The sequence below is a fragment of the Streptomyces sp. NPDC008001 genome (assembly GCF_042958085.1).
GTDB lineage: Bacteria > Actinomycetota > Actinomycetes > Streptomycetales > Streptomycetaceae > Streptomyces.
Genome location: NZ_JBIBIZ010000002.1, coordinates 664,139 through 686,717, shown reverse-complemented (window position 1 = coordinate 686,717; position 22,579 = coordinate 664,139). Strand labels below are relative to the sequence as shown.

General features: G+C 71.9%; 28 protein-coding genes. 11 read left to right on the top strand and 17 right to left on the bottom strand.

Annotated features, from left to right (window positions below; translation table 11 throughout):
- Window positions 1-47: 47 nt before the first annotated feature.
- From hpt to dacB, 4 genes are all read right to left on the bottom strand, one after another.
- Window positions 48-587, bottom strand: a complete 540-nt coding sequence (gene hpt / locus ACFZCD_RS08145) for a hypoxanthine phosphoribosyltransferase (protein WP_391829025.1) — start codon at window positions 585-587, stop codon at window positions 48-50.
- Window positions 588-686: 99 nt separating this feature from the next.
- Window positions 687-1,709: a tRNA lysidine(34) synthetase TilS gene (tilS, locus tag ACFZCD_RS08140; RefSeq protein ID WP_391828940.1), complete on the bottom strand. Its 1,023-nt coding sequence runs from the start codon at window positions 1,707-1,709 to the stop codon at window positions 687-689.
- Between the two features lie 189 nt (window positions 1,710-1,898).
- Window positions 1,899-3,050, bottom strand: coding sequence for a zinc-dependent metalloprotease (locus ACFZCD_RS08135; protein WP_391828939.1), 1,152 nt, complete (start codon window positions 3,048-3,050; stop codon window positions 1,899-1,901).
- 179 nt (window positions 3,051-3,229) lie between these two features.
- Window positions 3,230-4,687, bottom strand: coding sequence for a D-alanyl-D-alanine carboxypeptidase/D-alanyl-D-alanine-endopeptidase (gene dacB, locus ACFZCD_RS08130; RefSeq protein WP_391828938.1), 1,458 nt, complete (start codon window positions 4,685-4,687; stop codon window positions 3,230-3,232).
- A gap of 85 nt (window positions 4,688-4,772) precedes the next feature.
- Here dacB and ACFZCD_RS08125 point away from each other — a divergent pair, with 85 nt between their 5' ends.
- Window positions 4,773-5,270 carry an inorganic diphosphatase gene (locus ACFZCD_RS08125; protein ID WP_030367366.1) on the top strand — a complete coding sequence of 166 codons (498 nt, stop codon included), beginning with the start codon at window positions 4,773-4,775 and terminating at the stop codon, window positions 5,268-5,270.
- A 194-nt stretch (window positions 5,271-5,464) separates the two neighbouring features.
- Here the strand turns inward: ACFZCD_RS08125 and ACFZCD_RS08120 are convergent, their stop codons facing one another.
- Together ACFZCD_RS08120 and ACFZCD_RS08115 are read right to left on the bottom strand one after the other, a co-directional pair.
- Window positions 5,465-7,165 (bottom strand): threonine/serine exporter ThrE family protein, encoded by a 1,701-nt coding sequence (locus ACFZCD_RS08120; RefSeq protein WP_391828937.1) that lies wholly within the window; start codon window positions 7,163-7,165, stop codon window positions 5,465-5,467.
- Window positions 7,166-7,351: 186 nt separating this feature from the next.
- A complete protein-coding gene (locus ACFZCD_RS08115; RefSeq protein ID WP_391829024.1) occupies window positions 7,352-9,049 on the bottom strand; it encodes a VTT domain-containing protein in 1,698 nt (565 codons plus the stop codon).
- A gap of 278 nt (window positions 9,050-9,327) precedes the next feature.
- Here ACFZCD_RS08115 and ACFZCD_RS08110 point away from each other — a divergent pair, with 278 nt between their 5' ends.
- Window positions 9,328-9,693 carry a YbjQ family protein gene (locus ACFZCD_RS08110; RefSeq protein ID WP_391828936.1) on the top strand — a complete coding sequence of 122 codons (366 nt, stop codon included), beginning with the start codon at window positions 9,328-9,330 and terminating at the stop codon, window positions 9,691-9,693.
- Between the two features lie 89 nt (window positions 9,694-9,782).
- Here the strand turns inward: ACFZCD_RS08110 and ACFZCD_RS08105 are convergent, their stop codons facing one another.
- Window positions 9,783-10,541, bottom strand: coding sequence for a MerR family transcriptional regulator (locus tag ACFZCD_RS08105; protein ID WP_391828935.1), 759 nt, complete (start codon window positions 10,539-10,541; stop codon window positions 9,783-9,785).
- A gap of 104 nt (window positions 10,542-10,645) precedes the next feature.
- Here ACFZCD_RS08105 and ACFZCD_RS08100 point away from each other — a divergent pair, with 104 nt between their 5' ends.
- Complete coding sequence (locus ACFZCD_RS08100; RefSeq protein ID WP_391828934.1) at window positions 10,646-12,082, top strand: glutamate decarboxylase; 1,437 nt, start codon at window positions 10,646-10,648, stop codon at window positions 12,080-12,082.
- A 9-nt stretch (window positions 12,083-12,091) separates the two neighbouring features.
- Here the strand turns inward: ACFZCD_RS08100 and ACFZCD_RS08095 are convergent, their stop codons facing one another.
- Window positions 12,092-12,445 carry a hypothetical protein gene (locus ACFZCD_RS08095; RefSeq protein WP_391828933.1) on the bottom strand — a complete coding sequence of 118 codons (354 nt, stop codon included), beginning with the start codon at window positions 12,443-12,445 and terminating at the stop codon, window positions 12,092-12,094.
- A gap of 174 nt (window positions 12,446-12,619) precedes the next feature.
- Between ACFZCD_RS08095 and ACFZCD_RS08090 the strand changes: the two genes are divergently transcribed.
- Window positions 12,620-12,862 carry a GntR family transcriptional regulator gene (locus ACFZCD_RS08090; RefSeq protein ID WP_391828932.1) on the top strand — a complete coding sequence of 81 codons (243 nt, stop codon included), beginning with the start codon at window positions 12,620-12,622 and terminating at the stop codon, window positions 12,860-12,862.
- Between the two features lie 12 nt (window positions 12,863-12,874).
- Window positions 12,875-13,420 carry a MepB family protein gene (locus tag ACFZCD_RS08085; protein ID WP_391828931.1) on the top strand — a complete coding sequence of 182 codons (546 nt, stop codon included), beginning with the start codon at window positions 12,875-12,877 and terminating at the stop codon, window positions 13,418-13,420.
- A 407-nt stretch (window positions 13,421-13,827) separates the two neighbouring features.
- Here ACFZCD_RS08085 and lspA read toward each other — a convergent pair whose 3' ends face one another.
- The 6 genes from lspA to ACFZCD_RS08055 all read right to left on the bottom strand — a co-directional run bounded on the left by lspA (window position 13,828) and on the right by ACFZCD_RS08055 (window position 17,800).
- Entirely contained in the window at window positions 13,828-14,424 is a 597-nt protein-coding gene (gene lspA / locus ACFZCD_RS08080) for a signal peptidase II (RefSeq protein ID WP_391828930.1), read from the bottom strand.
- A gap of 166 nt (window positions 14,425-14,590) precedes the next feature.
- Window positions 14,591-15,232: a TetR/AcrR family transcriptional regulator gene (locus tag ACFZCD_RS08075; protein WP_391829023.1), complete on the bottom strand. Its 642-nt coding sequence runs from the start codon at window positions 15,230-15,232 to the stop codon at window positions 14,591-14,593.
- Window positions 15,233-15,337: 105 nt separating this feature from the next.
- Window positions 15,338-15,757 carry a hypothetical protein gene (locus tag ACFZCD_RS08070; RefSeq protein ID WP_391828929.1) on the bottom strand — a complete coding sequence of 140 codons (420 nt, stop codon included), beginning with the start codon at window positions 15,755-15,757 and terminating at the stop codon, window positions 15,338-15,340.
- Window positions 15,750-16,319 (bottom strand): thiol-disulfide oxidoreductase DCC family protein, encoded by a 570-nt coding sequence (locus ACFZCD_RS08065; protein ID WP_391828928.1) that lies wholly within the window; start codon window positions 16,317-16,319, stop codon window positions 15,750-15,752. The genes ACFZCD_RS08070 and ACFZCD_RS08065 overlap by 8 nt, the downstream gene beginning before the upstream one ends.
- Before the next feature lie 7 nt (window positions 16,320-16,326).
- Complete coding sequence (locus ACFZCD_RS08060; protein WP_391828927.1) at window positions 16,327-16,755, bottom strand: hypothetical protein; 429 nt, start codon at window positions 16,753-16,755, stop codon at window positions 16,327-16,329.
- Between the two features lie 175 nt (window positions 16,756-16,930).
- Window positions 16,931-17,800, bottom strand: a complete 870-nt coding sequence (locus ACFZCD_RS08055) for a universal stress protein (RefSeq protein WP_391829022.1) — start codon at window positions 17,798-17,800, stop codon at window positions 16,931-16,933.
- A gap of 122 nt (window positions 17,801-17,922) precedes the next feature.
- On the opposite strand from ACFZCD_RS08055, the gene ACFZCD_RS08050 reads away from it, so the two are divergent.
- A complete protein-coding gene (locus ACFZCD_RS08050) occupies window positions 17,923-18,420 on the top strand; it encodes a peptidylprolyl isomerase (protein ID WP_391828926.1) in 498 nt (165 codons plus the stop codon).
- A gap of 277 nt (window positions 18,421-18,697) precedes the next feature.
- Here the strand turns inward: ACFZCD_RS08050 and rpsN are convergent, their stop codons facing one another.
- Together rpsN and rpmB are read right to left on the bottom strand one after the other, a co-directional pair.
- A complete protein-coding gene (rpsN, locus tag ACFZCD_RS08045) occupies window positions 18,698-19,003 on the bottom strand; it encodes a 30S ribosomal protein S14 (protein ID WP_391828925.1) in 306 nt (101 codons plus the stop codon).
- A 77-nt stretch (window positions 19,004-19,080) separates the two neighbouring features.
- The gene (gene rpmB, locus ACFZCD_RS08040) at window positions 19,081-19,317 is read right to left on the bottom strand and encodes a 50S ribosomal protein L28 (RefSeq protein ID WP_391828924.1); all 237 of its coding nucleotides are present in this window, start codon (window positions 19,315-19,317) and stop codon (window positions 19,081-19,083) included.
- Between the two features lie 49 nt (window positions 19,318-19,366).
- Between rpmB and rpmG the strand changes: the two genes are divergently transcribed.
- The 5 genes from rpmG to ACFZCD_RS08015 all read left to right on the top strand — a co-directional run bounded on the left by rpmG (window position 19,367) and on the right by ACFZCD_RS08015 (window position 21,749).
- Window positions 19,367-19,531, top strand: a complete 165-nt coding sequence (rpmG, locus tag ACFZCD_RS08035) for a 50S ribosomal protein L33 (protein ID WP_391828923.1) — start codon at window positions 19,367-19,369, stop codon at window positions 19,529-19,531.
- A gap of 6 nt (window positions 19,532-19,537) precedes the next feature.
- Window positions 19,538-19,867, top strand: a complete 330-nt coding sequence (locus ACFZCD_RS08030; RefSeq protein WP_391828922.1) for a type B 50S ribosomal protein L31 — start codon at window positions 19,538-19,540, stop codon at window positions 19,865-19,867.
- Window positions 19,864-21,057, top strand: coding sequence for a CobW family GTP-binding protein (locus tag ACFZCD_RS08025; RefSeq protein ID WP_391828921.1), 1,194 nt, complete (start codon window positions 19,864-19,866; stop codon window positions 21,055-21,057). Before ACFZCD_RS08030 ends, ACFZCD_RS08025 begins: the two co-directional genes overlap by 4 nt.
- Window positions 21,058-21,086: 29 nt before the next feature.
- The gene (gene rpsR, locus ACFZCD_RS08020; protein WP_391828920.1) at window positions 21,087-21,329 is read left to right on the top strand and encodes a 30S ribosomal protein S18; all 243 of its coding nucleotides are present in this window, start codon (window positions 21,087-21,089) and stop codon (window positions 21,327-21,329) included.
- 180 nt (window positions 21,330-21,509) lie between these two features.
- The gene (locus ACFZCD_RS08015; protein WP_391828919.1) at window positions 21,510-21,749 is read left to right on the top strand and encodes a DUF397 domain-containing protein; all 240 of its coding nucleotides are present in this window, start codon (window positions 21,510-21,512) and stop codon (window positions 21,747-21,749) included.
- A gap of 47 nt (window positions 21,750-21,796) precedes the next feature.
- On the opposite strand, the gene ACFZCD_RS08010 is transcribed toward ACFZCD_RS08015, so the two are convergent.
- Window positions 21,797-22,300: an ATP-binding protein gene (locus tag ACFZCD_RS08010; protein ID WP_391828918.1), complete on the bottom strand. Its 504-nt coding sequence runs from the start codon at window positions 22,298-22,300 to the stop codon at window positions 21,797-21,799.
- Window positions 22,301-22,579: the final 279 nt, after the last annotated feature.

Genomic DNA, 22,579 nt, shown 5'->3' with positions numbered 1-22,579 from the left:
TCGGTTCCCGCGTGCCGGACGGGGTCTCCGTTCCGGGGGCCGGGAGCTCAGCCGCCGTAGACGTGCGGCGCGAGCGTGCCCACGAAGGGCAGGTTGCGGTACTTCTCGGCGAAGTCGAGACCGTAGCCGACGACGAACTCGTTGGGGATGTCGAAGCCGACCCACTTGACGTCGATCGCGACCTTGGCCGCCTCCGGCTTGCGCAGGAGGGTGACGACGTTGAGCGACTCGGGCTCGCGCGAGCCCAGGTTCGACAGCAGCCAGGACAGCGTCAGGCCGGAGTCGATGATGTCCTCGACGATCAGGACGTGCTTGCCCTTGATGTCGGTGTCGAGGTCCTTGAGGATGCGGACCACGCCGGAGGACTGGGTGCCCGCGCCGTACGAGGAGACGGCCATCCAGTCCATCGTGACGGGGTTGGAGAGGGCGCGCGCCAGGTCGGCCATCACCATCACGGCACCCTTGAGGACACCGACGATCAGCAGGTCCTTGCCCGCGTACTCCGCGTCGATCTTCGCCGCCAGCTCCGCCAGCTTCGCGTCGATCTCTTCCTTGGTGATGAGCACCGACTTGAGGTCGGTGCCCATGTCCTTGTCGTCCACCCGCGCCACTCTCGCTTGTCTACGGATCGTCCGGCATTTCCGCGGCGAGCTGAGGCCCGTTCGTGACGTTCGTGCCCGTTCGAATCAGCCCTGCCGGAGGACCAGTCTGCCACCCTGCCTGCGGACCGCGACCCGCCCGGGCAGATTGATGGCTCCCTGGCCGCGCCATCCGGTGATCAGCCGGTCGACTTCCTCGATGTGCCGGGCGAAGAGCGAACCGGCCGGTGCGCCCGCCGAGATGGCCGCCCGGCGCAGCACCCGGCGGCGGACCGCGGGCGGCAGGGCGTAGAGCTTGGCGGTCTCCAGGGCACCGCTGTCGTCCCGGACGGAGGGCTCCACGGCGGCGGCCCAGTCGTCCAGGGCGTCGGCGTCGTCGCGGGAGAGCTGGGCGGTGCGGGCGAGGGCCTCGATCACGCCCTTGCCGAGGGCCTTCTCCAGGACGGGGAGGGCTTCGTGGCGGACCCGGGAGCGGGTGTAGGCCGGGTCGGCGTTGTGCGGGTCGTCCCAGACGGGGAGGGACTGGACCATGCAGGCCTTGCGGGCGGTCTGGCGGTCGAGACCGAGGAAGGGCCGGCGGTAGCGGCCGCCGATGCCGGAGGTCACGGCCATGCCGGCGAGGGAGCGGGTGCCGGAGCCGCGGGCGAGGCCGAGGAGCACCGTCTCCGCCTGGTCGTCCCGGGTGTGGCCGAGGAGGACGGCCGCGGCTCCGTGCCGCTCGGCGGCGGCGTCGAGGGCGGCGTAGCGCGCGTCACGGGCGGCGGCTTCGGGGCCGCCGTCCCTGCCGACCGTGACGGTCAGCGCCTCGACGGGGTCGAGGTCGAAGGCGGCGAGGCGGTTGGCCACCTCCGCCGCGCGGAGGTCGGAGCCGTGCTGGAGGCCGTGGTCGACGGTGACTCCGCCGGCCCGGATGCCGAGCCTGGGCGCCTCGAAGGCCAGGGCGGAGGCGAGCGCCATCGAGTCGGCGCCGCCCGAACAGGCGACGAGGACGAGCGGCTGCCGGCCCGGGGGAGCCGGGGGGACGGAGGAGGGTGTGGTGGGGGTGAGGACGTCGTGAAGTACGCGGCGGACCGCCAGGCGTATCGCGGCGACCGCGGGATGTGGACCCATGTCCGTGTGTCCAATCGTTCCATATGGAGATCGTTCGGAGCTGCGCGAGCTACGAAGCCTCAGTCACGCTGTGTGCGTCGATGGTGACAGAAGCGAGCCATTACCCGAGCATCGCACGCCCACCCCTGGCTCACGGTCCCTCGGACGGGTGATTAAGGAGGCGTTCTACCCGGAGGTGGAGCTTCCGGTTCATGGCTCCGAACGGCGGTGCACCCTCGCGACCCAGTCCGCCGGTTTGGCGATCTCCGCCTTGGTGGGCAGTGTGTTCGGAGACGTCCACACCCTGTTGAAACCGTCCATGCCGACCTCGTCGACCACGGCCCGCACGAAGCGCTCACCATCACGGTACTGGCGCAGCTTCGCATCCAGCCCCAGCAGCTTCCGCAGCGCCGCGTCCAGCCGGCCCGCGCCCTTCGCCCGCCGCTGCTGGAACTTCTCCCGGATCTCCGCCACGGACGGCACGACCTGGGGGCCCACGCCGTCCATCACATAGTCCGCGTGGCCCTCCAGCAGCGACATCACCGCCGTCAGCCGGCCGAGGATCTCCCGCTGCGCGGGCGTCTGCACCAGATCGACGAAGCTGCGGCCGCCCTCGTCGCCGTCCTCCTCCGGCGGGCGGCCGCCCGCCAGCGACTGGGCCGCCTCCCGGATCCGCTCCAGCAGGGTGGCGGGGTCGATCTCCGTCTCCCCCAGGAAGGCCTGGATCTCGCCCTCGACGTGGTCGCGCAGCCAGGGGACGGCCGTGAACTGCGTCCGGTGCGTCTCCTCGTGCAGGCACACCCACAGGCGGAAGTCGTGCGGGTCCACGTCGAGCTCGCGCTCGACGTGGACGATGTTCGGCGCCACCAGCAGCAGGCGGCCGCCGCCCGCCGGCGGGCCCGGCAGGTCCCTGCTCGGCGGGGCGAACGTCTCGTACTGGCCGAGGACGCGCGAGGCGAGGAACGACAGCAGCATCCCCAGCTCCACGCCGGTCACCTTGCCGCCGACCGCGCCGAGCACCGTCCCGCCGGGGACGTTCGCGCGGCGGTCCTGCATCTTCTCCAGCAGCGGGCCGAGGATCGCGCGGAACCCGGCCACGTTCGCCTTGATCCAGCCCGCCCTGTCCACGACGAGAACCGGCGTCTCGCTCGCGGTGCCCTCGCCCTTGCCCTCGTCCTTGCCGGGCGCCATCCGGGTGAACGCCCTGACGTGCGCCTCGGACGTCACCGCGTGCTGCCGCAGCTCCGCGACGACCGCCCGCGCCTCCTCCCGGCTCACCTCCGGCCCGGGCCGTACGAACCGGGTCGCGGTCGCGACCGCGAGCTTCCAGTCGACCATCTCCGCACCACCGATGCTCGTCATGGCTTCACCGTACGTGCACCGCCCCGCCGGCGGGACCCGTCACCGCACGCAGTTGCCGGTTCTGCCGGACCTGGCGGACTTCCCTCACTACGGCCTCGTGCCCCGTAAAAGGCGCGGGGAACTGCGCGAGCGGCCACGGGCGGTCCGCAGCCGGCCGGCCCCGGACCACAGCAAAGCGCTCAGCGGCAGCCGCAGCCCGCGACCGTCGTCGCCAGGCGGTCCAGCGCTTCCTGGGCGGTGGGGCCCGAGGGGGCGTCCATGGTCATGAAGGCGAAGGACAGGAGGCGGCCGTCGGCGTCCACGACCGTTCCGGAGAGTGTGTTCACCCCGGTCAGCGTGCCCGTCTTGGCGCGGACGAGGCCGCGCCCCGCCGCCTCCGGCCCGTACCGCCCGCTGAGCGTCCCGCTGAAGCCCGCCACGGGCAGGCCCGTCAGGACGGGCCGCAGCTCCGGCCGTTCCGGATCCGCCGCGCGGGCGAGGAGCCCGGCCAGGAAGGCCGCCGAGACGTGGTCCGCGCGGTCGAGCCCGCTGCCGTCGGCGATGCGGGCCCCGGGCAGCGGCAGGCCGAGCTTCTCCAGGCGTGCAATGACCGCCCGGGCGGCGCCCTCGAAGTCGGCCGGCTGCCCGGACGCGAGCGCCGTCTGCCGGGCGAGCGCCTCGGCGATGTCGTTGTCGCTGTTGGTGAGCGTGCGTTCGACGAGTGCGGACAGCGGTGGCGAGGAGACGGAGGCGAGGCGTTCCGCCGTCCCGCCCGCCCGTCCCGCGGCCGGATCGCCGTCGACGTCCACGCCGGCGTCGCGCAGCATCCCCGCGAACTTCCGCGCGGCGTCGCCCGCCGGGTCGGTGGTGCGGTCGGCGGGGCCGTGGTCGGAGTCGTCCAGCCGGCCCTCGTCCACCATCAGGGCGCTGACGGGCGCGATGTTCTCGTTGGGCCCTATGGCGTGGAGGGCGGGCCCGGAGTAGCGGGACGTGTCGTAGGCGACCTTCACCCGGCCCTTGCCGCGCGCCTTGAGGCCGCGGGCGGTCGCGTCGGCGAGCTCCTTCAGGCTCGCGGCGGGCGGCGTCCCCTCCCCCGCGGGGCGGGCGGTGAGCGTCGGGTCTCCCCCGCCGACGAGCACGACCGTGTCGCCGTCGGCGACGGCGGTGGTCTCGATCCGGTGATCCGGGCCCAGCGCGGCGAGCGCCGCCGCGGCCGTGGCCGTCTTGATCGTGGAGGCGGGGGTGTACGCCGTGTCCTGGTCGGCCCCGTACAGCTGCTGCCCGGTGGCGACGTCGACCACGGCCGCCGACGTCTGCGCGCCGAGCGCGGAGTCCTTGAGCAGGCCGTCCAGCGCGCCCGCGAGGCCGTCCCGGCCGGGCAGCGGGGCCGTGGCCCGCCCGCCGAGGGCGGCGAGCACGGGCGGCGCGGCCGGGCGCACGGGCCGCCCGGCGCCGTCGCGGCCCGCCGCCGGACCCGCGGCGGCCCGCTCGCGTTCGGCCCTGCGCTGGCCGCCGTCCCAGGGTCCGGCGGCGCCCACGGCACCGGCCGCCACGACGCATCCGGCCAGGGCGGACACGGCGACGAACCGCGCCGTCCGGGCCCGCGGCGTGCCCCGCCACGGGGGCGGCGTCAGCCGCCACGACCTGGTCCCTGCCATCACGACCAGCCCCTTTCGCCAGCACACACCCACGTGAGAGACACTTAATCACCAGACGTATGTGTTGATCATGGAGGAGCCACCCGTGGAGTTCGACGTCACCATCGAGATCCCGAAGGGTTCGCGGAACAAGTACGAGGTGGACCACGAGACCGGTCGCATCCGCCTGGACCGCCGTCTCTTCACCTCGACCAGCTACCCGGCGGACTACGGCTTCGTCGAGAACACCCTCGGTGAGGACGGCGACCCGCTGGACGCCCTCGTCATCCTGGACGAGCCCACCTTCCCGGGCTGCCTCATCAAGTGCCGCGCCATCGGCATGTTCCGCATGACCGACGAGGCCGGCGGCGACGACAAGCTGCTGTGCGTCCCGGCGAACGACCCGCGCATGGAGCACCTGCGCGACATCCACCACGTGTCGGAGTTCGACCGCCTGGAGATCCAGCACTTCTTCGAGGTCTACAAGGACCTGGAGCCGGGCAAGTCGGTCGAGGGTGCGGACTGGGTCGGCCGCGCCGAGGCCGAGGCCGAGATCGAGGCCTCCTACAAGCGCCTCGAGGCCGCCGGCGGCGCCCACCACTGAGCCTGCGGCTCGCTTTGACGCGGGGCCGGCCCTGTACGTCGCGTACGGGTCCGGCCCGCGCGCCCGGCACCGCCGGGAACGTCCGCCGGGGCGGGTCGCCCTCGCGCCGGGCAAAGGCCGCCGGGCATCCGGAATCGTGGGGCGGGGCCTGCCGGGGCGCCCGGAAACATGCGGCGCGCTCCGCGTGAGGCCTGCTAGAAGCCGCGCGTCCGTTTCGCCGCGCGGCGGCCCGCCGCCTCTCCCGGCACCTTGAGGAACATCCGGGCCATCTCCGACCCGAGGTTCACCCCGATCGCGATGGCCAGCGCCAGGGCCGCCGCCTTGGTGAGGCTGGCGATGCCGGTGTTGAGCTCGTTCTTGGCGAAGTTCAGCAGCGCGAAGTACACCGCACTACCCGGCAGCAGCGGCCCGATCGCCGCCGTGACGTACGGCAGCGCGGACGCGTACCGGTAGCGGGAGAGCAGCTGCCCGAAGAGGCCGACGAGCCCGGCGGAGATCGCCGTTGCGGGCACCGCGTCCAGCTTGACGGTGTCGGCGAGCGCGCCGTAGACCACCCAGGCGATCCCGCCGTTGAGCGTGGCCACCCACACGGTGTGACGTTCCTGCTGGAGCAGCACCGCGAACGCGAACGCCAGCAGCATCGCCGCGATGATCTGGATCACCGGCCGCTCGACGCGTTCCAGCGCCGCCTCCGGGTTGAGCGTGGCCCCGCCGACGTGCACGCCCCCGTACAGCACCATCAGCACGCCGCAGACGATGCCGGCGATCAGGTAGCCGACCTCCAGCAGCCGGGCCGCAGCGGTGATGTAGTAGCCCGTGAGGCCGTCCTGGACGCCCGCCACGAGCGCCCGCCCGGGGATCAGGGCGAACAGCCCACCCGTGATCACCGCCGACGCCTGGACGTGCACGTACCCGTGGTTCGCGAGCGCGCTGAGCGCGACGCCCATCGCGGCCGGCGGCATCGCCGCCGCCACGAACTGGTAGAACTCCGGCAGCCCGCGCCCCGACGCCAGCCACGCCAGCCGGTCGCCCAGCATGGCCCCGGCCGCCGCCGCGAGGAACACCACCAGGCCGCCGCCCACGAGCATGCTCGCCGCGCCGGCGAGCAGCCCGGAGGCGGCCGTCAGGCCCCAGCCGGGGTACGGGTGGCGGTTGCGGCGGATCTCGGCGAGGCGGCGGTACGCCTCCTCCAGGGTCAGCCCGCGCGTGGTGATGTCGTGGACGAGCCGGAAGACGGCGGAGAGCCGCGTGTAGTCCGTGCCGCGGCGGCGCACCGTGCGGTGGGCGGTCAGCGGGTCGTCCACCAGCGAGGGCTGGTAGCTGACCGTCAGCAGCGTGAAGGTGACCGTCGGCTCGCAGCGGTCGAGCCCGTAGGCGTGCGCGACGCCGAACATCGCCGCCTCCACGTCCTCGGCGCCCTCGCCGCCCGCGAGCAGCAGCTCGCCGATGCGGAGCGTCAGGTCGAGGACGCGGGGGACGGGCGGCCCGGGCTCGTCCTGCTTCGCGGCCCGCTCGGGCGCGGGCCGCTCCCCCACCGGCATGCGCAGCATGGTGCGCATGCGGTCCTGCCAGGGCGTGTCCTTGGTCAGGCTGATCTTGGGCGTGCCGTACGGGGGTGTGAAGGCCGGGATCGGGGTGCCCTGGGTGGTGCTGGAATCCGGGGCGACCGCACCCGCGGGGAGCGTGAAGGCCGACCCCTCGGGCTCGCTGGGCGGCTCCGGAGCGATGCCCTCCGGGACGGCGAACTCGGACGTCGGGTGCTCGTCCTCCGGCGGGGGCGGGAGCGGCACGCCGAGCGGCGGAGTGAAGGCGCTGCGCGCCTCGTCGGACTGGGGCTTGCGGTCCTCGGAGGCCTCTCCGGCCGCCCCGCCTCCGCCCCGCTGCCGCTCAGCCACCTCGCGCTCCTCATACGCCCCGCGCCACCGCCGGAATCCCGGCGAAGCTCTAGCCCTAGGGTCACCATGCCTGATCAGAGGGGCGTGTGCCCAGTGGGGCAGGGGATATGCGGAATACGGGAGGGGATGGAGGGCTGGGAGGGGTGTTCAGGGAGCGAGCTTGAGGGGCGCGCTTGAGGCAGCGCCTCAGCGGCGCGCGTGCCGTCCACGCGGGGCGGGCGGGCGCTGATCGCCGGAGCCGGGGTCGCTCGGACCGCTGGGGGCTCCGTAGCCGCCGTGATCGTCGTCGTGGCTGTCGTAGCCACCCTGGTCGCCGTAGTCGGCGGGGGTGCTCTGGCTGGTCTGGCCGGGGTGGCTGGTCTGGCTGCCCTGGCCGTCATGGCCTACGTAGCCGCCCTGACCACCTTGACCGCCCTGAGCGCCGGGGCCTGCGTAGCCACCCTGACCGCCCGGGCCACCCTGGCCCGCGTAACCGCCCTGGGCACCGTAACCCCCGGGGGCACCCTGACCACCGGGGCCGCCGTAACCGCCACGGCCCCCCTGGTATCCGCCGGGAGCTTCGTAACCGCCCTGGGCACCCTGACCGCCATAGCCACCCTGACCGGCGGGACCACTCTGGCCGTAACCACCGGGACCGCCCTGGGCGCCGTAGCCACCCTGACCCCCGGGACCACCCGGGGCACTCTGACCACCGCGCGGACCCTGACCACCCTGAGCGCCCGGGCCGCCGTAACCACCCTGACCGCCCGGCCCACTCTGGCCGACGCGCGGGCCCTGGCCACCCGGGGCGCCGTAGCCACCCTGACCACTCTGGCCGTAGCCGCTCTGACCGCCGGGGCCACCCTGGCCGTAGCCACCCTGGGCGTCCTGGCCGCCGTAGCCGCCACGGCCCTGCGGTCCACCGGGCTGCACTCCACCCTGGCCCTGAGGCCTGCCCTGGCCCTGGGGGCCACTCTGGCCCGGATATCCACTCTGCCCCTGGTAACCACCAGGCGCGCCATAACCGGGCATAGCACCCGGCATAGCACCCGGCATGGCGCCCGGCATGGCGCCCGGCACGGCACCCGGCATGCCGCCGGGCCTGCCGTAGCCGCCCTGCGCGCCGGGGCCGCCATACGCCCCCGGAGCAGCCGGCGCACCGGGCCCACCGTAAGGCGCAGGCGAAGGCGCCGCCGGCCCGCCGATCGGGAACGCCGGCGCCGGCACCGCCACCTGCTCAGCCTCCGCTTCCGCGTCCGCCTCAGCCTCGGCCTCCGCCGCCTTCTTGCTCTTCGAGCGAGCCCGCAGGAACTCGATGGCGATCGGCACCACCGAGATCAGCACGATCGCGACGAGCATCATCTCGATGTGCTGGTGAACGAACTCGACCTTGCCCAGCGCCGAGCCGAGCAGCGTCACCCCGACGCCCCACAGGACGCCACCGATGATGTTGAAGATGAGGAACGAGCGGTAGTTCATCCGGCTCACGCCGGCGATGATCGGCGTGAACGTACGGATCACGGGCACGAAACGGGCCAGGACCAGCGACTTCGGTCCGTACTTCTCGAAGAAGTCGTGCGCCTTCTCCACGTTCTCCTGCTTGAAGAGACGCGAGTCGGGCCGCTTGAACAGCGAGGGGCCGACCTTGCGGCCGAAGAGATAGCCCGCCTGGTCGCCGAGGACCGCCGCCAGCCCCACCAGCACGCACACCATCCACAGGGGCTTGTTGAGCTGACCCGTGGTGACCAGCAGGCCCGTGGTGAACAGCAGCGAGTCACCGGGGAGGAAGAAGCCGATCAGGAGGCCGGACTCCGCGAAGACGATGGCCAGGACGCCGATCAGACCGAATTGCTCGATCAGATAGTTCGCGTCCAGCCACTGGGGGCCGAGCGCGAGGGTGGTCATGGGGGTCACGGGTGACAGGCTCCTGGGTCGAGGGCGCAGGCTCGTGCGAGGCCCGGGCACAGGCGGAGTGGGGTGATGCGCGGCCCCAAGTTACCAACGAGGCCGGGACCCCCCACGTTCCAGTGCGCTTACCAGTGTGCGGGAGGAATACCCCCTGCCGCTTGTGCCGAAGGCCCCGTCCCGGCGTACGTCCGGTCGGCGCAACCCCGCGCCCCCCGCATGCGTCCTGGTCACGCAACCGCAAAACTGCACACACTGCACAGACGGAGGTGGATGCGATGGGCATCGAGGATTACGGCGGCGGGCAGTCCCAGTCCGACGTCCTGGTCGTGACCACGAACGACGTGCCGGGCTACAAGGTGGACCGCGTCATCGGCGAGGTCTTCGGCCTCACCGTGCGCTCCCGCCACATCGGCAGCCAGATCGGCGCGGGACTGAAGTCCCTCGTCGGCGGCGAGCTCAAGGGCCTGACCAAGACCCTGGTGGAGACCCGCAACCAGGCCATGGAGCGGCTGATCGAACAGGCGCGGGCGCGCGGGGCGAACGCGGTGCTGATGTTCCGTTTCGACGTCACCGAGGCGGCGGACGTGGGCACGGAGGTGTGCGCGTACGGCACGGCAGTGGTGATCTCCCCACGCCCGTGACGTAACGGTCCGCTACGGAACACGAGCGGGGCGGCCCGGTCAGCGACCGGACCGCCCCGCGGTCATATCAAGCACCCGGCACCCCGCCGTCAGGCACTCCGCGCCGCATTAGCGACGATCGCGTCCCGCAGGTAGGCGCCCATGCCGGGCCGGATCGCGTCGTAGTACGCGGCGAACCGCTCGTCTGTGACGTACATCTCCGCGATGCAGGTGTGGATCTCGTAGGTGCAGTCGTAGTGGAAGCGCCGGATCTGCTGCCGGTGCTCCTCGGCGAGGTCCATGGCCTCAGCCGAGTCCGCGGCCGCGCCGGTGGCCATCAGGGCGGCGATGCGCGCGTTGAGCGCGTTCGTCTCGTCCTGGATCCGCTGCCAGTCCTCCTTCGTGTACGTGGCGGCCCGGCGCTGCGACTCCTTGTACGCCTCGGTGTCGCCCCACCGCTGCTCGACCTCCTCGGCGTGCTCGTCGGGGTCGAAGTCCCCGAACACCTCGAACTTCTCCTCCGGGGTGAGCTTGATCCCCATCTTCTTCGCCTCCATAGCGTGCTCGACGGCGGTGGCCATGCGCTGGAGCTGCTCGATCCGCTCGGTGAGCAGACCGTGCTGGCGGCGCAGGTGCTCGACCGGGTCCGCGCCCGGGTCGTCCAGCAGCGCCGCCACTTCCTCCAGCGGAAAGCCGAGCTCCCGGTAGAACAGGATCTGCTGCAGCCGGTCGAGGTCGGCGTCGTCGTAGCGCCGGTGCCCGGCGTGACTGCGACCGCCGGGCGAGAGCAGCCCGATCTCGTCGTAGTGGTGCAGCGTCCTTACGGTCACGCCGGCAAAGGCGGCAACCTGTCCCACGGAGTAGCTCATCCGCGCTCCTTTCCTCTTGCGCACTCCACGGTGCGCCCTGCCGTTACGTGAGGTGCAAGTCCGTATTGTCCCGAGCACCCGGACCAGAGGAGGTACGTACGGATATGGCATTGCACAGAGGCGGCAGCACGGCGGAAGGCAGGGGCGGGCCGGCCGCCCGCCGCAGTCTGGCGGTCAACCCCTTCCTCCACGGCGACGCCGACCCGGTCGACGGCATGGACACCGCGCCGCCGCGCCACCGCCTGCCCGACGGGCCGATGACCCCGCACGCCGCGTACCAGATCGTCCACGACGAGCTCATGCTCGACGGCAACTCCCGGCTCAACCTGGCCACCTTCGTCACCACCTGGATGGAGCCCCAGGCGGACGTGCTCATGGCCGAGTGCCGGGACAAGAACATGATCGACAAGGACGAGTACCCGCGCACGGCCGAACTGGAGCGCCGCTGCATCGCCATGCTCGCCGACCTCTGGCACGCGCCCGACCCGACCGCGGCCACCGGCTGCTCGACCACCGGATCCAGCGAGGCGTGCATGCTGGCCGGCCTGGCCCTCAAACGGCGCTGGGCCGCCCGCAACTCCCACCGCTACCCCTCGGCCGACGCCCGGCCCAACCTCGTCATGGGCGCCAACGTCCAGGTCTGCTGGGACAAGTTCTGCAACTTCTGGGAGGTCGAGGCCCGCCAGGTGCCCCTGGCGGGCGACCGCTTCCACCTCGACCCCGGCGCCGCGGCGGCCCTCTGCGACGAGAACACCATCGGCGTCGTCGCCGTCCTGGGCTCCACCTTCGACGGCTCCTACGAGCCGGTCGCCGGCGTCTGCGCGGCCCTCGACGAACTCCAGCACCGTACGGGCCTGGACGTGCCCGTCCACGTCGACGGCGCGTCCGGCGCGATGGTCGCCCCCTTCCTCGACCCGGAACTGGTCTGGGACTTCCGCCTTCCGCGCGTCACCTCCATCAACACCTCCGGCCACAAGTACGGGCTGGTCTACCCGGGCGTGGGCTGGGCCCTCTGGCGCGACCGCGCGGCCCTCCCCGAGGACCTCGTCTTCCGCGTCAACTACCTCGGCGGCGACATGCCCACCTTCGCCCTCAACTTCTCCCGCCCCGGCGCCCAGGTGGCCGCCCAGTACTACACCTTCCTGCGCCTGGGCCGCGACGGATACCGGGCGGTGCAGCAGAACGCCCGCGACGTGGCGTGCCGCCTGTCCGGCATGATCGGGGAGACCGGCGACTTCCGCCTCCTGACCCGCGGCGACGAACTCCCCGTCTTCGCCTTCACCACGGCGGACGGCATCGACGCGTACGACGTCTTCGACGTCTCCCGCCGCCTCCGCGAACGCGGCTGGCTCGTCCCCGCCTACACCTTCCCGCCCGGCCGCGAGGACCTCTCCGTCCTCCGCATCGTCTGCCGCAACGGCTTCTCCCACGACCTGGCCGACCTCTTCATGGACGACCTCCACGCCCTGCTCCCGGAACTCCGCCGCCAGCCCCGGCCGCTGGGGCGCCCGGAGACGGTGGCGACGGCATTCCACCACTGAGCCCGCGCCTCACTTCCCCCAAGTACTACGGGCGTTGACCTCACGCACCTTGGCCCGGAGGAGCTCGGTGTCGGCGGCGGGGGCGGGGTCGCGAATGGGGACGGGCTCCTCGTCCTCGGAACAGGTGCAGGTGAGAAGCGCGGTGGTGGGCCGCAGATCGATCCCGTGCGCGGTCGCCCAGACGTAGACACCGCAGTGAGGACGCATGGGTTCGGGAGCGGCGGAAGCGTGCTCGGGTTCGGGCTCGGGAGCTTGCTCGGGTTCGAGCGCGGGCTCGGCGGGCGCGACGGGGGTTTCGGGCGCCGCGCGACGGCTGAAGAGAGCCCTCGTCCGGGCGAGGAGGCGGGAGATAGAGTCCTTCACTGTCATCAGCTCCTACGGCTGGTGGCCATGCCCCCGGGCCGTTGCGAGCGGTCGCGGGGGTCCTCTGTGAAGCAAGCTACCGCCACGCACGGTCACCTGTCCATGCCTGGGCATGCCCGCTCAAGGCCGTCCGTGCCTATGTTCGGATGTTCGTCAACGCGTACAGTCCTGCGCGTGATGGAGTTCGACCCCACTCGTCCCAAGTGGACGCAGATCGCCGACGTAATCCGGCAGCGCATCGCCAGCGGCGAGTACCCCGTGAATCACCTGATCTCGGAGACTCAACTGGAGCAGGAGTTCGGTGTAGCCCGCGGTACGGTCCGCAAGGTCAAGACCGCCCTCCGCGACGAGGGTCTGATCGTCACCACCCCGGGCCTGGGCTCTTTCGTCACCGCCGCCCGCCCACCGAAAGCCTAGGACCCGGCCTTAATGGGGGCGAATCAATCCTGGTCCTGGTCGGGGCTTCCCGCGGACCTGCTGGCGGCGAAAACCCGGGTGTACGAGCCGAGCGGCATGATCTGCTCGCGGCCGGTTCCGGACGCGGAGGGGGAGGAGTACGCGGCGCACGGCTTCACGCTGGACGGGCTCTCGGTCAAGTTCCGCGTGGGGAAGACGACTCCGACCAAGGTCGGCCAGTTCGTCACCGTGTGGCAGCGGTCCGCGGAGGGGGGCCCGATCCGGCCCTTCGACGCCGAGGACGGGATTGACCTCTTCGTCATCAGCAGCCGCGAGGGCGGGCACTTCGGCCAGTTCGTGTTCCCGCGGGAGGTGCTGTGCGAGCGCGGCATCATGTCCCGGAACGGCTCGGGCGGGAAGCGAGGCTTCCGTGTGTACCCGCCGTGGGTGACGACGACCAATCGCCAGGCAACGAGCACGCAGGCGTGGCAGGTGAACCACTTCCTGCACCTGCCGGAGGACAGACCGGTCGACCTGGAACGCGCCCGAGCCCTCTACTGCCGTGGGCCGGTCGGCTGACGCACGTCGCCACCGGAGAGGGCCCCGAAATCAACCGCCTGCAGGCGCTACCCGGCAGAACTTCGACCCCTACTGCCTGTACTGACACCAGCCCCCACTCCGCGGCAGCCGCCCGCTCGGCCACGACGGTGGCGAGCCGAGCGAAGCGCCCACGACGGGCCCGGCCACATCGCGGCAGCAGCCGGCTCCCCGCCAGCCACAACCTATGGGCGCGGTCTCCTCACGCGCCCGCATCCGCGACGGCAGGAGTACGGCGCCCAGCCACCCACCACCCCGGGCAAAAGGCACCGAACCCGCACCCCCACCCCTCCCCCCGCTGCCAGCCTGTTCTGACCCGCACCCACCCCACGGATCCCAGCCCAAACCGGAGTTCGGAGCCAGTTCGGGGCCCGGGCCCGACAGTAACTTCAGCGTGGTTGTCTGCCCGGACGAGTGAAACGGTGCGGCACCCGGGCGGGTGCCGCGGGTGCCGCACTGTCCAGCTCCCACCCCCGGAGCGAGAAGTACACGATCAGTACGCCCCCGCAGCAGATCGCCCAGTCGGCGAGGTTCATCACGCTGAAGCCGCGGACGGAGATGAAGTCGACGACCGCGCCCCGCAGGCCCCCGGGGGTGCGGAAGAGGCGGTCCGTCAGATTGCCGAGTGCGCCGCCGAGGAGCAGGCCCAGGGCCACCGCCCACGGGGCGCTGTAGAGCTTGCGCGCCAGGCGGATGATCACCAGGGCAACGACCGCGGCTATGCCCGTGAACACGATGGTGGTCGCCGCACCGAGGCCGAACGCCGCACCGGGATTGCGCATCACCCGTAGCTCCAGCCACGAGCCGATCACCTGAACAGGAGCGTGGTTCTCCAGCTCGGCGACCACGGCCAGCTTGCTACCCAGGTCGATCAGGTAGGCAAGAGCCGCCACGGCGAGAAGCAGGGGGATCATCCGCCGCCGACCGGCCTGGGCGGCCTCTCCCGCCTCGCTGCGTATGCCTGCCGCGCTGTCCGGCTCGGTCAAGTTCGGTCACCCCGGGGTTCGAAGTCATGGCCCGGTCGCGGTCACGCCCCGGCTCACCTCCCAGCTTACGGACGGCCCCCGCGCGTACGGGGCCGGTCGAAGTTCTGCCGGGTAGCGCCTGTAGGCGGTTGATTGCCGTGCCCTCTTGGCCGTGGGCCCTTGTGGTTTACGACTTGCGGGCTACTGCCGTTTGGGCCATGCCCGGGAGGAAGTCCGTGAAGAGTTCGTGGATTTCGATGACCAGGGGGCGGAGCAGCCGGAAGCGGGCCAGGGCGATGCCGCGGGTCGTGAGGCGGGCACCGCGGTCGGCCAGGCGGCGGGTGCGTTCGCGGTCGGGCGAGCGGTCGAAGACCCAGTAGAGGACGAGGCCCATCTGGGAGAGCCACATCAGCTCGGGGAGGATGCCGGCGAGCTCGGCCGGGATCTTCGTCTTGGCGCCGGCGAGCACCTCGCGGTGGATGTCGATGGCCGCCTCCCGCGCGTGCTCGGACTCGGCGGAGAAGGGGCTGAGCGGTGAGTCCGGGTCGGCGGCGTTCTTGAAGAACTGGGCCGCGAACTCGTGGTACGGCGTGGCGATGTCCAGCCAGGCCTGCAGCACGCCGGAGAGCCGCGCCTCCAGATCGGTCTCCCGGTCCAGCACCTCGCGGGCCGCCGCCTGGTGCTGGGCCGCGATCCGGTCGTAGAAGCCCTGGATCAGGTGTTCCTTGCCGGCGAAATAGTAGTACGCGTTGCCGACGGAGACACCGGCCTCCTTGGCGATGGCCCGCATGGTGGTCTTGTCGTAGCCGCGCTCCTGGAAGAGCCGCATCGCGGTCTCCAGGATCAGACTGCGGGTCTGCTCGCTCTTCTCGCCCTTCGCAGGTGCGGGCTTCGCAGGCCGGGGCTCGTTCTCTGCTGCTGGCACGGTCAGAGCCTAGAGGGTCTTCTTGAAGCGGAACTGGGTGGCCGTGCCCCCGGACGGCCTGATGAAGAGGCCGTCCCGGGCGCCCTCGCCGGCGATCGACAGTTCGAACGTCTCGCCGAACGCGAGCCGGATCCGCTGATGGCCGAGCTTGGGCTTCTTCTTCAGGGACCAGGTGCCGTTGCCCGTGAACCATTTCGTGGGCCGCTCGTCGTCGTCCTCCGCGAAGGAGGTGGGGAGCCGGGCCGCGGTGAGCGTGCCGTCCGCGTGCAGGGTCAGTTCGGCTCCCTGGTAGCTGCGCCACGAGCCGATCACGTCCGCGCGCTCCGCCGAACCGGCGGGCGGGCTGAGGAGGACGACCAGGGCGGCCAGCGCGGCCACGGCCCCGAAGGCGGCGAGGCCGACGATCGTGCGGGGGCCGGGGCTACGCATCCCGCACACCACAGCGGTTGCTGCCGTCACCGTCGTCGTCGTCGTTGCCGCCGCCGTCGCCGCATGCGCACTCATCGCCCGCGGCCGGAGGGGCGATGTACGTCCATCCCACGGCCGGTGCGTACACCCAGCCGCTCGCGCCCGCAGTCGGTGGCTGTTGGCGCGACCCCCGGTACTTGGCCGCGGCGAGCACCGCCCCGCGGGCGAAGCGCATGCCGGACGGAGTGCTCAGCCGGTGGGCGAGCGGGCGGTACGCGGAGAGCGCCCACAGGCAGACGACCCAGGCGGCGGCGCCCCGGTAGACCTGGCCGGCGTCTCCGACCACCGTGATCTCCTTGAACGCCGCCCCCTGGTCGAGCTCGGGGAAGCGGCGCCGGGCCTCGTCCGACCCGACCGGTACGAGGTCGAGCGGGACGAGCTGCTTCTGGCGTACGAGCCAGTTGCGCACGAAGGTGCAGAGGGAGCACTGCGCGTCGTACAGGACGGTGAGCCGGCGAACCGGGACCCGTTCAACGCCGACAGCGGCGGTGGCAGCGGTGGTCGCAGCCTTGGCGGTCTCCATGAGGGGCTCAGTGCCCGGCCGCCGGCGCGGCCCACGGCCCCTGCTCCCCCGCGTGCCCCTGCGGCAGGACCGGCGGGACCTGCTCCCGGTCCATCAGGCCGCGGCGGCGGAACCTGTTGAGGACGTAGACGTTGCCGAGGTGCATCGCGCCCAGCACGAGCAGCACGACGCCCAGGTTCCGCGACAGCACCTCGAAGACGCCGCGGGCGTTGCCGACCGTGGTGTCGTCCTGCAGGTACAGGGCGATGAAGCCGAGGTTCACCAGGTAGAAACCGACCACCAGCAGGTGGTTCACGGCGTCCGCGAGCTTCTCGTTTCCGTGCAGGACGTCGGCGAGGAAGACCCGTCCGTTGCGGCTGAGCGTGCGCGCGACCCAGATCGTGAGGCCCAGGCTGATCGCCAGGTAGATGGCGTATGCGACGACTGTGAGATCCACGTCCCCCACCCCTTCTTGAACGTGTTCAAAAGCTTCGTGGTCGAGACTGTAGACCCGTTTTTGAACACGTTCAAGCCGTCCCGCCGGTGGACCCCACTCCTGACCCCACTCCTGACCCCCTCCTGACCCCACTCCTGACGCCACCCGTAAGGCCCCTCCTGACGTCACTCCTGCGTCACTCCTGCGGGGCGACCGCCACCGGACACCCCGCGTGGTGCAGCGCCGTGTGGCTGACGCGGCCGAGCTGCAGCCCGAAGCCCCGGCGGCGGCGCACCGCGCCGACGACGAGCAGGTCAGCGGTGGCCGACGCGTCGATGAGCGCCTGCCGGGCGTGACCCTCGTAGACCGTGCGGTGCACGGTGACGTCGGGGAACTCGCGCTGCGGTTCGCGCAGGGCCTCGATCAGCTCGCGCCCGGCGAGCTCCTCGTGCTCGATGGCGTCGTCGCTGGGCAGCGGGTAGTGGTCCGCCGACTGGTGCGCGGGGTGGCGCCAGGCCCGTACGGCCTCGACCCCGCAGCCGCGGGCCGCGGCCTCGCGGAGGGCGAAGCGGAGGGCGGCCGGGGCCTCCTCCGGGGCGCCGACGCCGACGACGATCCGGCCGTACTCGCCGCGGACGTTCCGCTCCTCGCCCCGGACGACGACCACGGGGCAGTGGGCGCGGGCGGCGACCGAGAGGCTGACCGAGCCGAGCAGCAGGCCGGTGAGCGTGCCACGGCCCGACGGGCCGGTGACGAGCGCGAGGGCCCGGCGGGACTCGTCCAGCAGCGCGTTCAGGGGCTCCTCGGGGAGCACCTCCGCCTCGACGACGAGGCCCGGGCTGCGCTCGCGGGCCCGCAGCTCGCTGACGGCGACGACGCGCTCCTCGGCCACCGCCTCGGCGGAGGGCTCGCCGGGCTCCGGAAGGCGGGACTCGTAGCGCTCCCAGCGGGAGGCGTAGACGATGCGGAGCCTCGCCCGGCGGCGGGCGGCCGCGTCCACGGCCCAGTCCAGCGCCAGCATGCTGCCGGCGGACCCGTCGACGCCCACGACCAGGGGAAGCTCCATCGTCGTCACATTCACACGATGGCACCGGGCGGGCCGCGCCTCATCTCGGTACGACCGGTCATACGGCCGTTCGGAGGTGCCTCGGCGGCAGGCCCCCGGCCCGGGATGTCAGGATGGAGCACATGACGACCAAGGTTTACTTCGATATCACCATCAACGACGAGCCCGCCGGGCGCATCAACTTCAACCTCTTCGACGACGTCGTGCCCAAGACGGCGGAGAACTTCCGCGCGCTGGCCACCGGCGAGAAGGGCTTCGGCTACGCCGGCTCCTCCTTCCACCGCGTCATCCCGGACTTCATGCTGCAGGGCGGCGACTTCACCGCCGGCAACGGCACGGGCGGCAAGAGCATCTACGGCGAGAAGTTCGCCGACGAGAACTTCAAGCTCAAGCACGACCGTCCGGGTCTGCTGTCGATGGCCAACGCGGGGCCGAACACCAACGGCTCCCAGTTCTTCATCACGACCGTGGTGACGGGCTGGCTGGACGGCCGGCACGTCGTGTTCGGCGAGGTCGCCGACGAGGAGAGCATGAAGCTCGTCAAGAAGATCGAGGCGCTCGGCTCCGGCAGCGGCGCCACCTCCGCGAAGATCACCATCGCCGCGTCCGGCCAGCTGTAAGCCCCGGCGGCCGGCTCCTCGGCCCGCTGCCCACCCGCGCGTGGGCAGCGGCCGGTGGCGGCCCGGCACGCAAGCCGGAGCCGCCCGGGGCGGCGGAATGCCCGCCCCCACCCCTTCTTATGCCTCTACGCCCCCACGGGCTTCGGAGCGCCCCCGCGGTGTGATGGATGTGCGTGCGCGGCGGCTGTGAGCGCGTGTGCGGCGGCTGCGAGCCGGGAACGATCCCGCCGGCCCGCGCGCCGGCAGCCGGAACCCTCGGAGCCTTACGCGCCCCTCCCTACCAGCTCGACTTCCGCACCCCCGGCAAATGCCCCGCATGGGCCTCCGCGCGCAGGTTCACCCGCGACAGGCCGAACGTACGGAAGTAGCCGCGCGGCCGGCCGTCCCCCGAGTCGCGGTTGCGGACGCGCGTGGCGCTCGCGTCCCGCGGCTGGCGCCGCAGCTCGCGCTCCGCGGCCAGCCGCTCCTCCTCCGGCGACTGCGGATTGCGGATGACGGCCTTGAGGAGCGCGCGCCGGGCCGCGTAGCGGGCGACCGTCAGGCGGCGCTGCTCGTTCTTTGCGATCTTGCTCTTCTTCGCCATTGAACCTTCGTTCCCCTAGGGCCTTTCAGGCCGTCTCGTCGGGCCTTCTCATCAGACCTTCTGGTCGGACCGTCCGGTCAGACCTTCTCGCCGCGGGCCCGGATACGGGCGACCGCGGCCTCGATGCCGATCGCGTCGACCGTCCGGATGCCCTTCGCGCTGAGCTTCAGACGTACGTGTCGCCCCTCGCCGGGCAGCCAGTAGCGCTTGGTCTGGATGTTCGAGTCGAACCGCCGGGACGTACGGCGGTGCGAGTGGGAGATGGCGTTGCCGAACCCGGGCTTGCGGCCGGTCAGTTGGCAGTGAGCGGACATGCTGCGGACCTCCTAATGAAAATGGAAACCATTTCTGTATAGTAGCCCCATGGCCCGCAACGAACTACGCCCGGTCGTCAGGCTCCGCTCCACGGCAGGCACCGGCTACACGTACGTGACCCGCAAGAACCGCCGTAACGACCCCGACCGCATGCAGCTGCGGAAGTACGACCCCGTCGCCGGCCGCCACGTCACCTTCCGAGAGGAGCGCTGATCCGCCATGAAGCCCGGACTCCACCCGCCCTACGGCCCCGTCGTCTTCCGTGACCGCGCCGCCGGCTTCGCCTTCCTCACCCGCTCCACCGCCACCAGCGACAAGACCGTCGAATGGGAGGACGGCAGGACGTACCCCGTCGTCGACGTCGAGATCTCCTCGGCGAGCCACCCCTTCTACACCGGCACGGCCCGGGTCCTGGACACGGCCGGCCGCGTCGAGCGGTTCGAGCGCCGTTACGGTCGCGGCAGCGCCAACAGCGGCCCCAGCAACACCAATAGCGGTGGCAGCAGCGGCAACAGTGGCAGCAACCGCGCCCCCGGAGCCCCCCGGTGACCGCCCCGCGCCCCCTGGCCGTCGCCCTGGTGGGCGGGCTGCACGCGGATGCCCGGCGGGTCACGGTCCAGGGCCTCCTGGAGACCGTGCCGGGCAGCGTCGCCCTCCACCACGACCTGGCCACCGCCACCGAAGGAACGGTTCGCCGGACCGTGCGCGACCGCACCGGCGTCCTCGACGAGGGCGAGGCTCCGCTCGTCAACGACTGCGCCTGCTGCGCCCTGCGCGAGGACTTGATGCCCGAGCTGGAGCGGCTCGCCGAGGCCGGCACCTGCCGGCTGGCCGTCGTCGAGCTGTGGGATTCCGTCGAACCCAAGGCCATGGCCGAGGTCGTGGCCGCCCACGCGGGCGAGGACCTGCGCCTCACCGGCGTGATCACGGCCGTGGACCCCGCCATCGTCCTGCCCGCCCTCGCCTGCGGCGACGACCTCGCCGAGGCCGGGCTGGCCGCCGCGGCCACCGACCAGCGCACCGTGGCCGACACCTTCGCCCGGCAGCTGGAGTACCCGGCGGTGCTCGCCCTGGTGGAGGACACGGCGGGGACCGAGGAATCCGCCTTCGGCTCCCCCGTCGCCCCCGCCGACGCCGCCGACCAGGCCCTCCTCACCCAACTCGCCCCCACCGCCCGCCACATCGCCGCCGGCTCCGCCGAGCTCGCCGCTGCCGCCGTGGCCGGCTTCGACGTGCAGGCAGCAGGAGAACGCCAGCACCCCGCTTGCGCGCTCCTGCCGCAGGAGGCCGACGCCGACGGCGTCACCACCCTCGTGTGGCGCGCCCGCAGGCCCTTCCACCCGGGGCGGCTCTACGCCGCGCTGGAGGACCTGTGCTGTGCCGCCGCGCGCAGCCGCGGCCGGTTCTGGCTCGCCGACCGGCCGGACACGCTGCTCGCGTGGGACGCCGCGGGTGGCGCGCTGTGCGTGGAGAGCGCCGGGCCGTGGCTCGCTTCGCTGCCGGACGCCGCCTGGGACATGGTGCCGCCGGCCCGGCGCGTGGCCGCCTCCCTCGACTGGGACCCCGAGCACGGGGACCGCGTCCAGCACCTCACCTTCACGTCTCCCGGGCTCGACGGAGACGCGCTGCGCGAACTGCTGGAGTCGTGCCTGCTGACGGATGCCGAATACGCCGGCGGGCCGGACGCGTGGCGGCGGCTTCCGGCCGCATTCGACGCGCTCCTCGACCCCGTTTCCTGATCATCGACACCGATTTCCGAGGACTTTTCATGACGCGCCGCCCCGACCGCCGCAAGGCCCTCAAGCCCCGCCCCAATCCCCTGGAAACGGCGGGCATCACGTACATCGACTACAAGGACACCGACCTCCTGCGGAAGTTCCTTTCGGACCGGGGAAAGATCCGCAGCCGCCGGGTGACCCGCGTCACCGTCCAGCAGCAGCGTGAGCTGGCCCGGGCGATCAAGAATGCGCGGGAGATGGCACTCCTGCCGTATTCGAGTACGGGCAAGTAGACGTCGGACGCCTGGTCACGTTGGTGTAGTCACGCTGAAGAAGTACGGGAACACCGTAAGTGCACGTGCATTCGCTCATGCAGAAGCATGTGAACGCAGCTATGATCCGGGAGTAGTTGTCAACCCCACCCATCGCCGCCGGGCGTGCCGGGGTGCCCTGCAATTCTCCGGGAGAGTCCTGTGAGTCACGCGTACAACGGGATGCCTGCCGCGGACCTCGGCGGCGTCGTCTGGCGGAAGAGCCGGCACTCCAACTCCCAGGGCTCCTGCGTGGAGTTCGCCAAGCTGCCGGGCGGCGGCGTCGCCGTGCGCAATTCCCGTCATCCGGACGGTCCGGCGCTCGTCTACACGCCTGCGGAGATCGATGCGATGCTGCGCGGGATCAAGGACGGCGAATTCGACTACCTGGTGACCGACTGATCCGGTAAGCGGCTACAGAAACGCCCTCAGGCGTTCCGCCCGCGTCCTTAGGCGTGCTGCTCCCGCGGCAGCCGGAACAGCGCCCACACGACCTTGCCGTGCAGCGCCCCCGCCAGCGGGTGCCAGCCCCAGGTGTCGCTGAAGGACTCCACGAGGAACAGCCCGCGCCCGCACTCCGCCGAGGCGTCCGCCTCGCCCGCCGTCGGGCTCTCCTCGCTCGGGTCGCGCACGGCGCACACGAGCCGCGACGTCCACCGCATGAGATGGAGCCGCACCGGGGGCTCGTAGGGGCCGCCGCCGGATATCGGCTCGGGAGGAAGCGCGTACCGCAGGGAGTTGGTGACCAGCTCCGACACGACGAGCGCCACGTCGTCGAAAAGGCCGCCCAGTCCCCACCCCTGAAGGGTGGATCTCGTGAAGGTGCGGGCGGTGCGGACCGCTTCGAAACGGGGTGGAAGTGCACACGACGCCGAGTTGGAGGCGGCCGATGGGGCGATCGGTGGCAGCCCTCGCCACAGTGGAGAGAGCACAGTCGATCCTTCGGTACCCATCCGAGGCACTCCTGGCAATCGTGGACGTGACACGCACGTGTGCGTTCCCCATCGTTCCCAATGCGCGCGGCGGATGCAAGGGCAGATGCACGTGCACGTGGGGGGTTTGGGGGCGCACGGTGGCGTCCGTCCGCAATTCTTCCTACGCCCTCTTCCGTACGACCTCCGGCCTACTGCTCGCCCGGTAGCCGGATGCACACTCAATGCACACTCAACGGTGCCCGGAGGTGGCAGACTTCACCGCCGGGGGTTGCGGGGGCCGCCCCCGGAGAGGGCGGG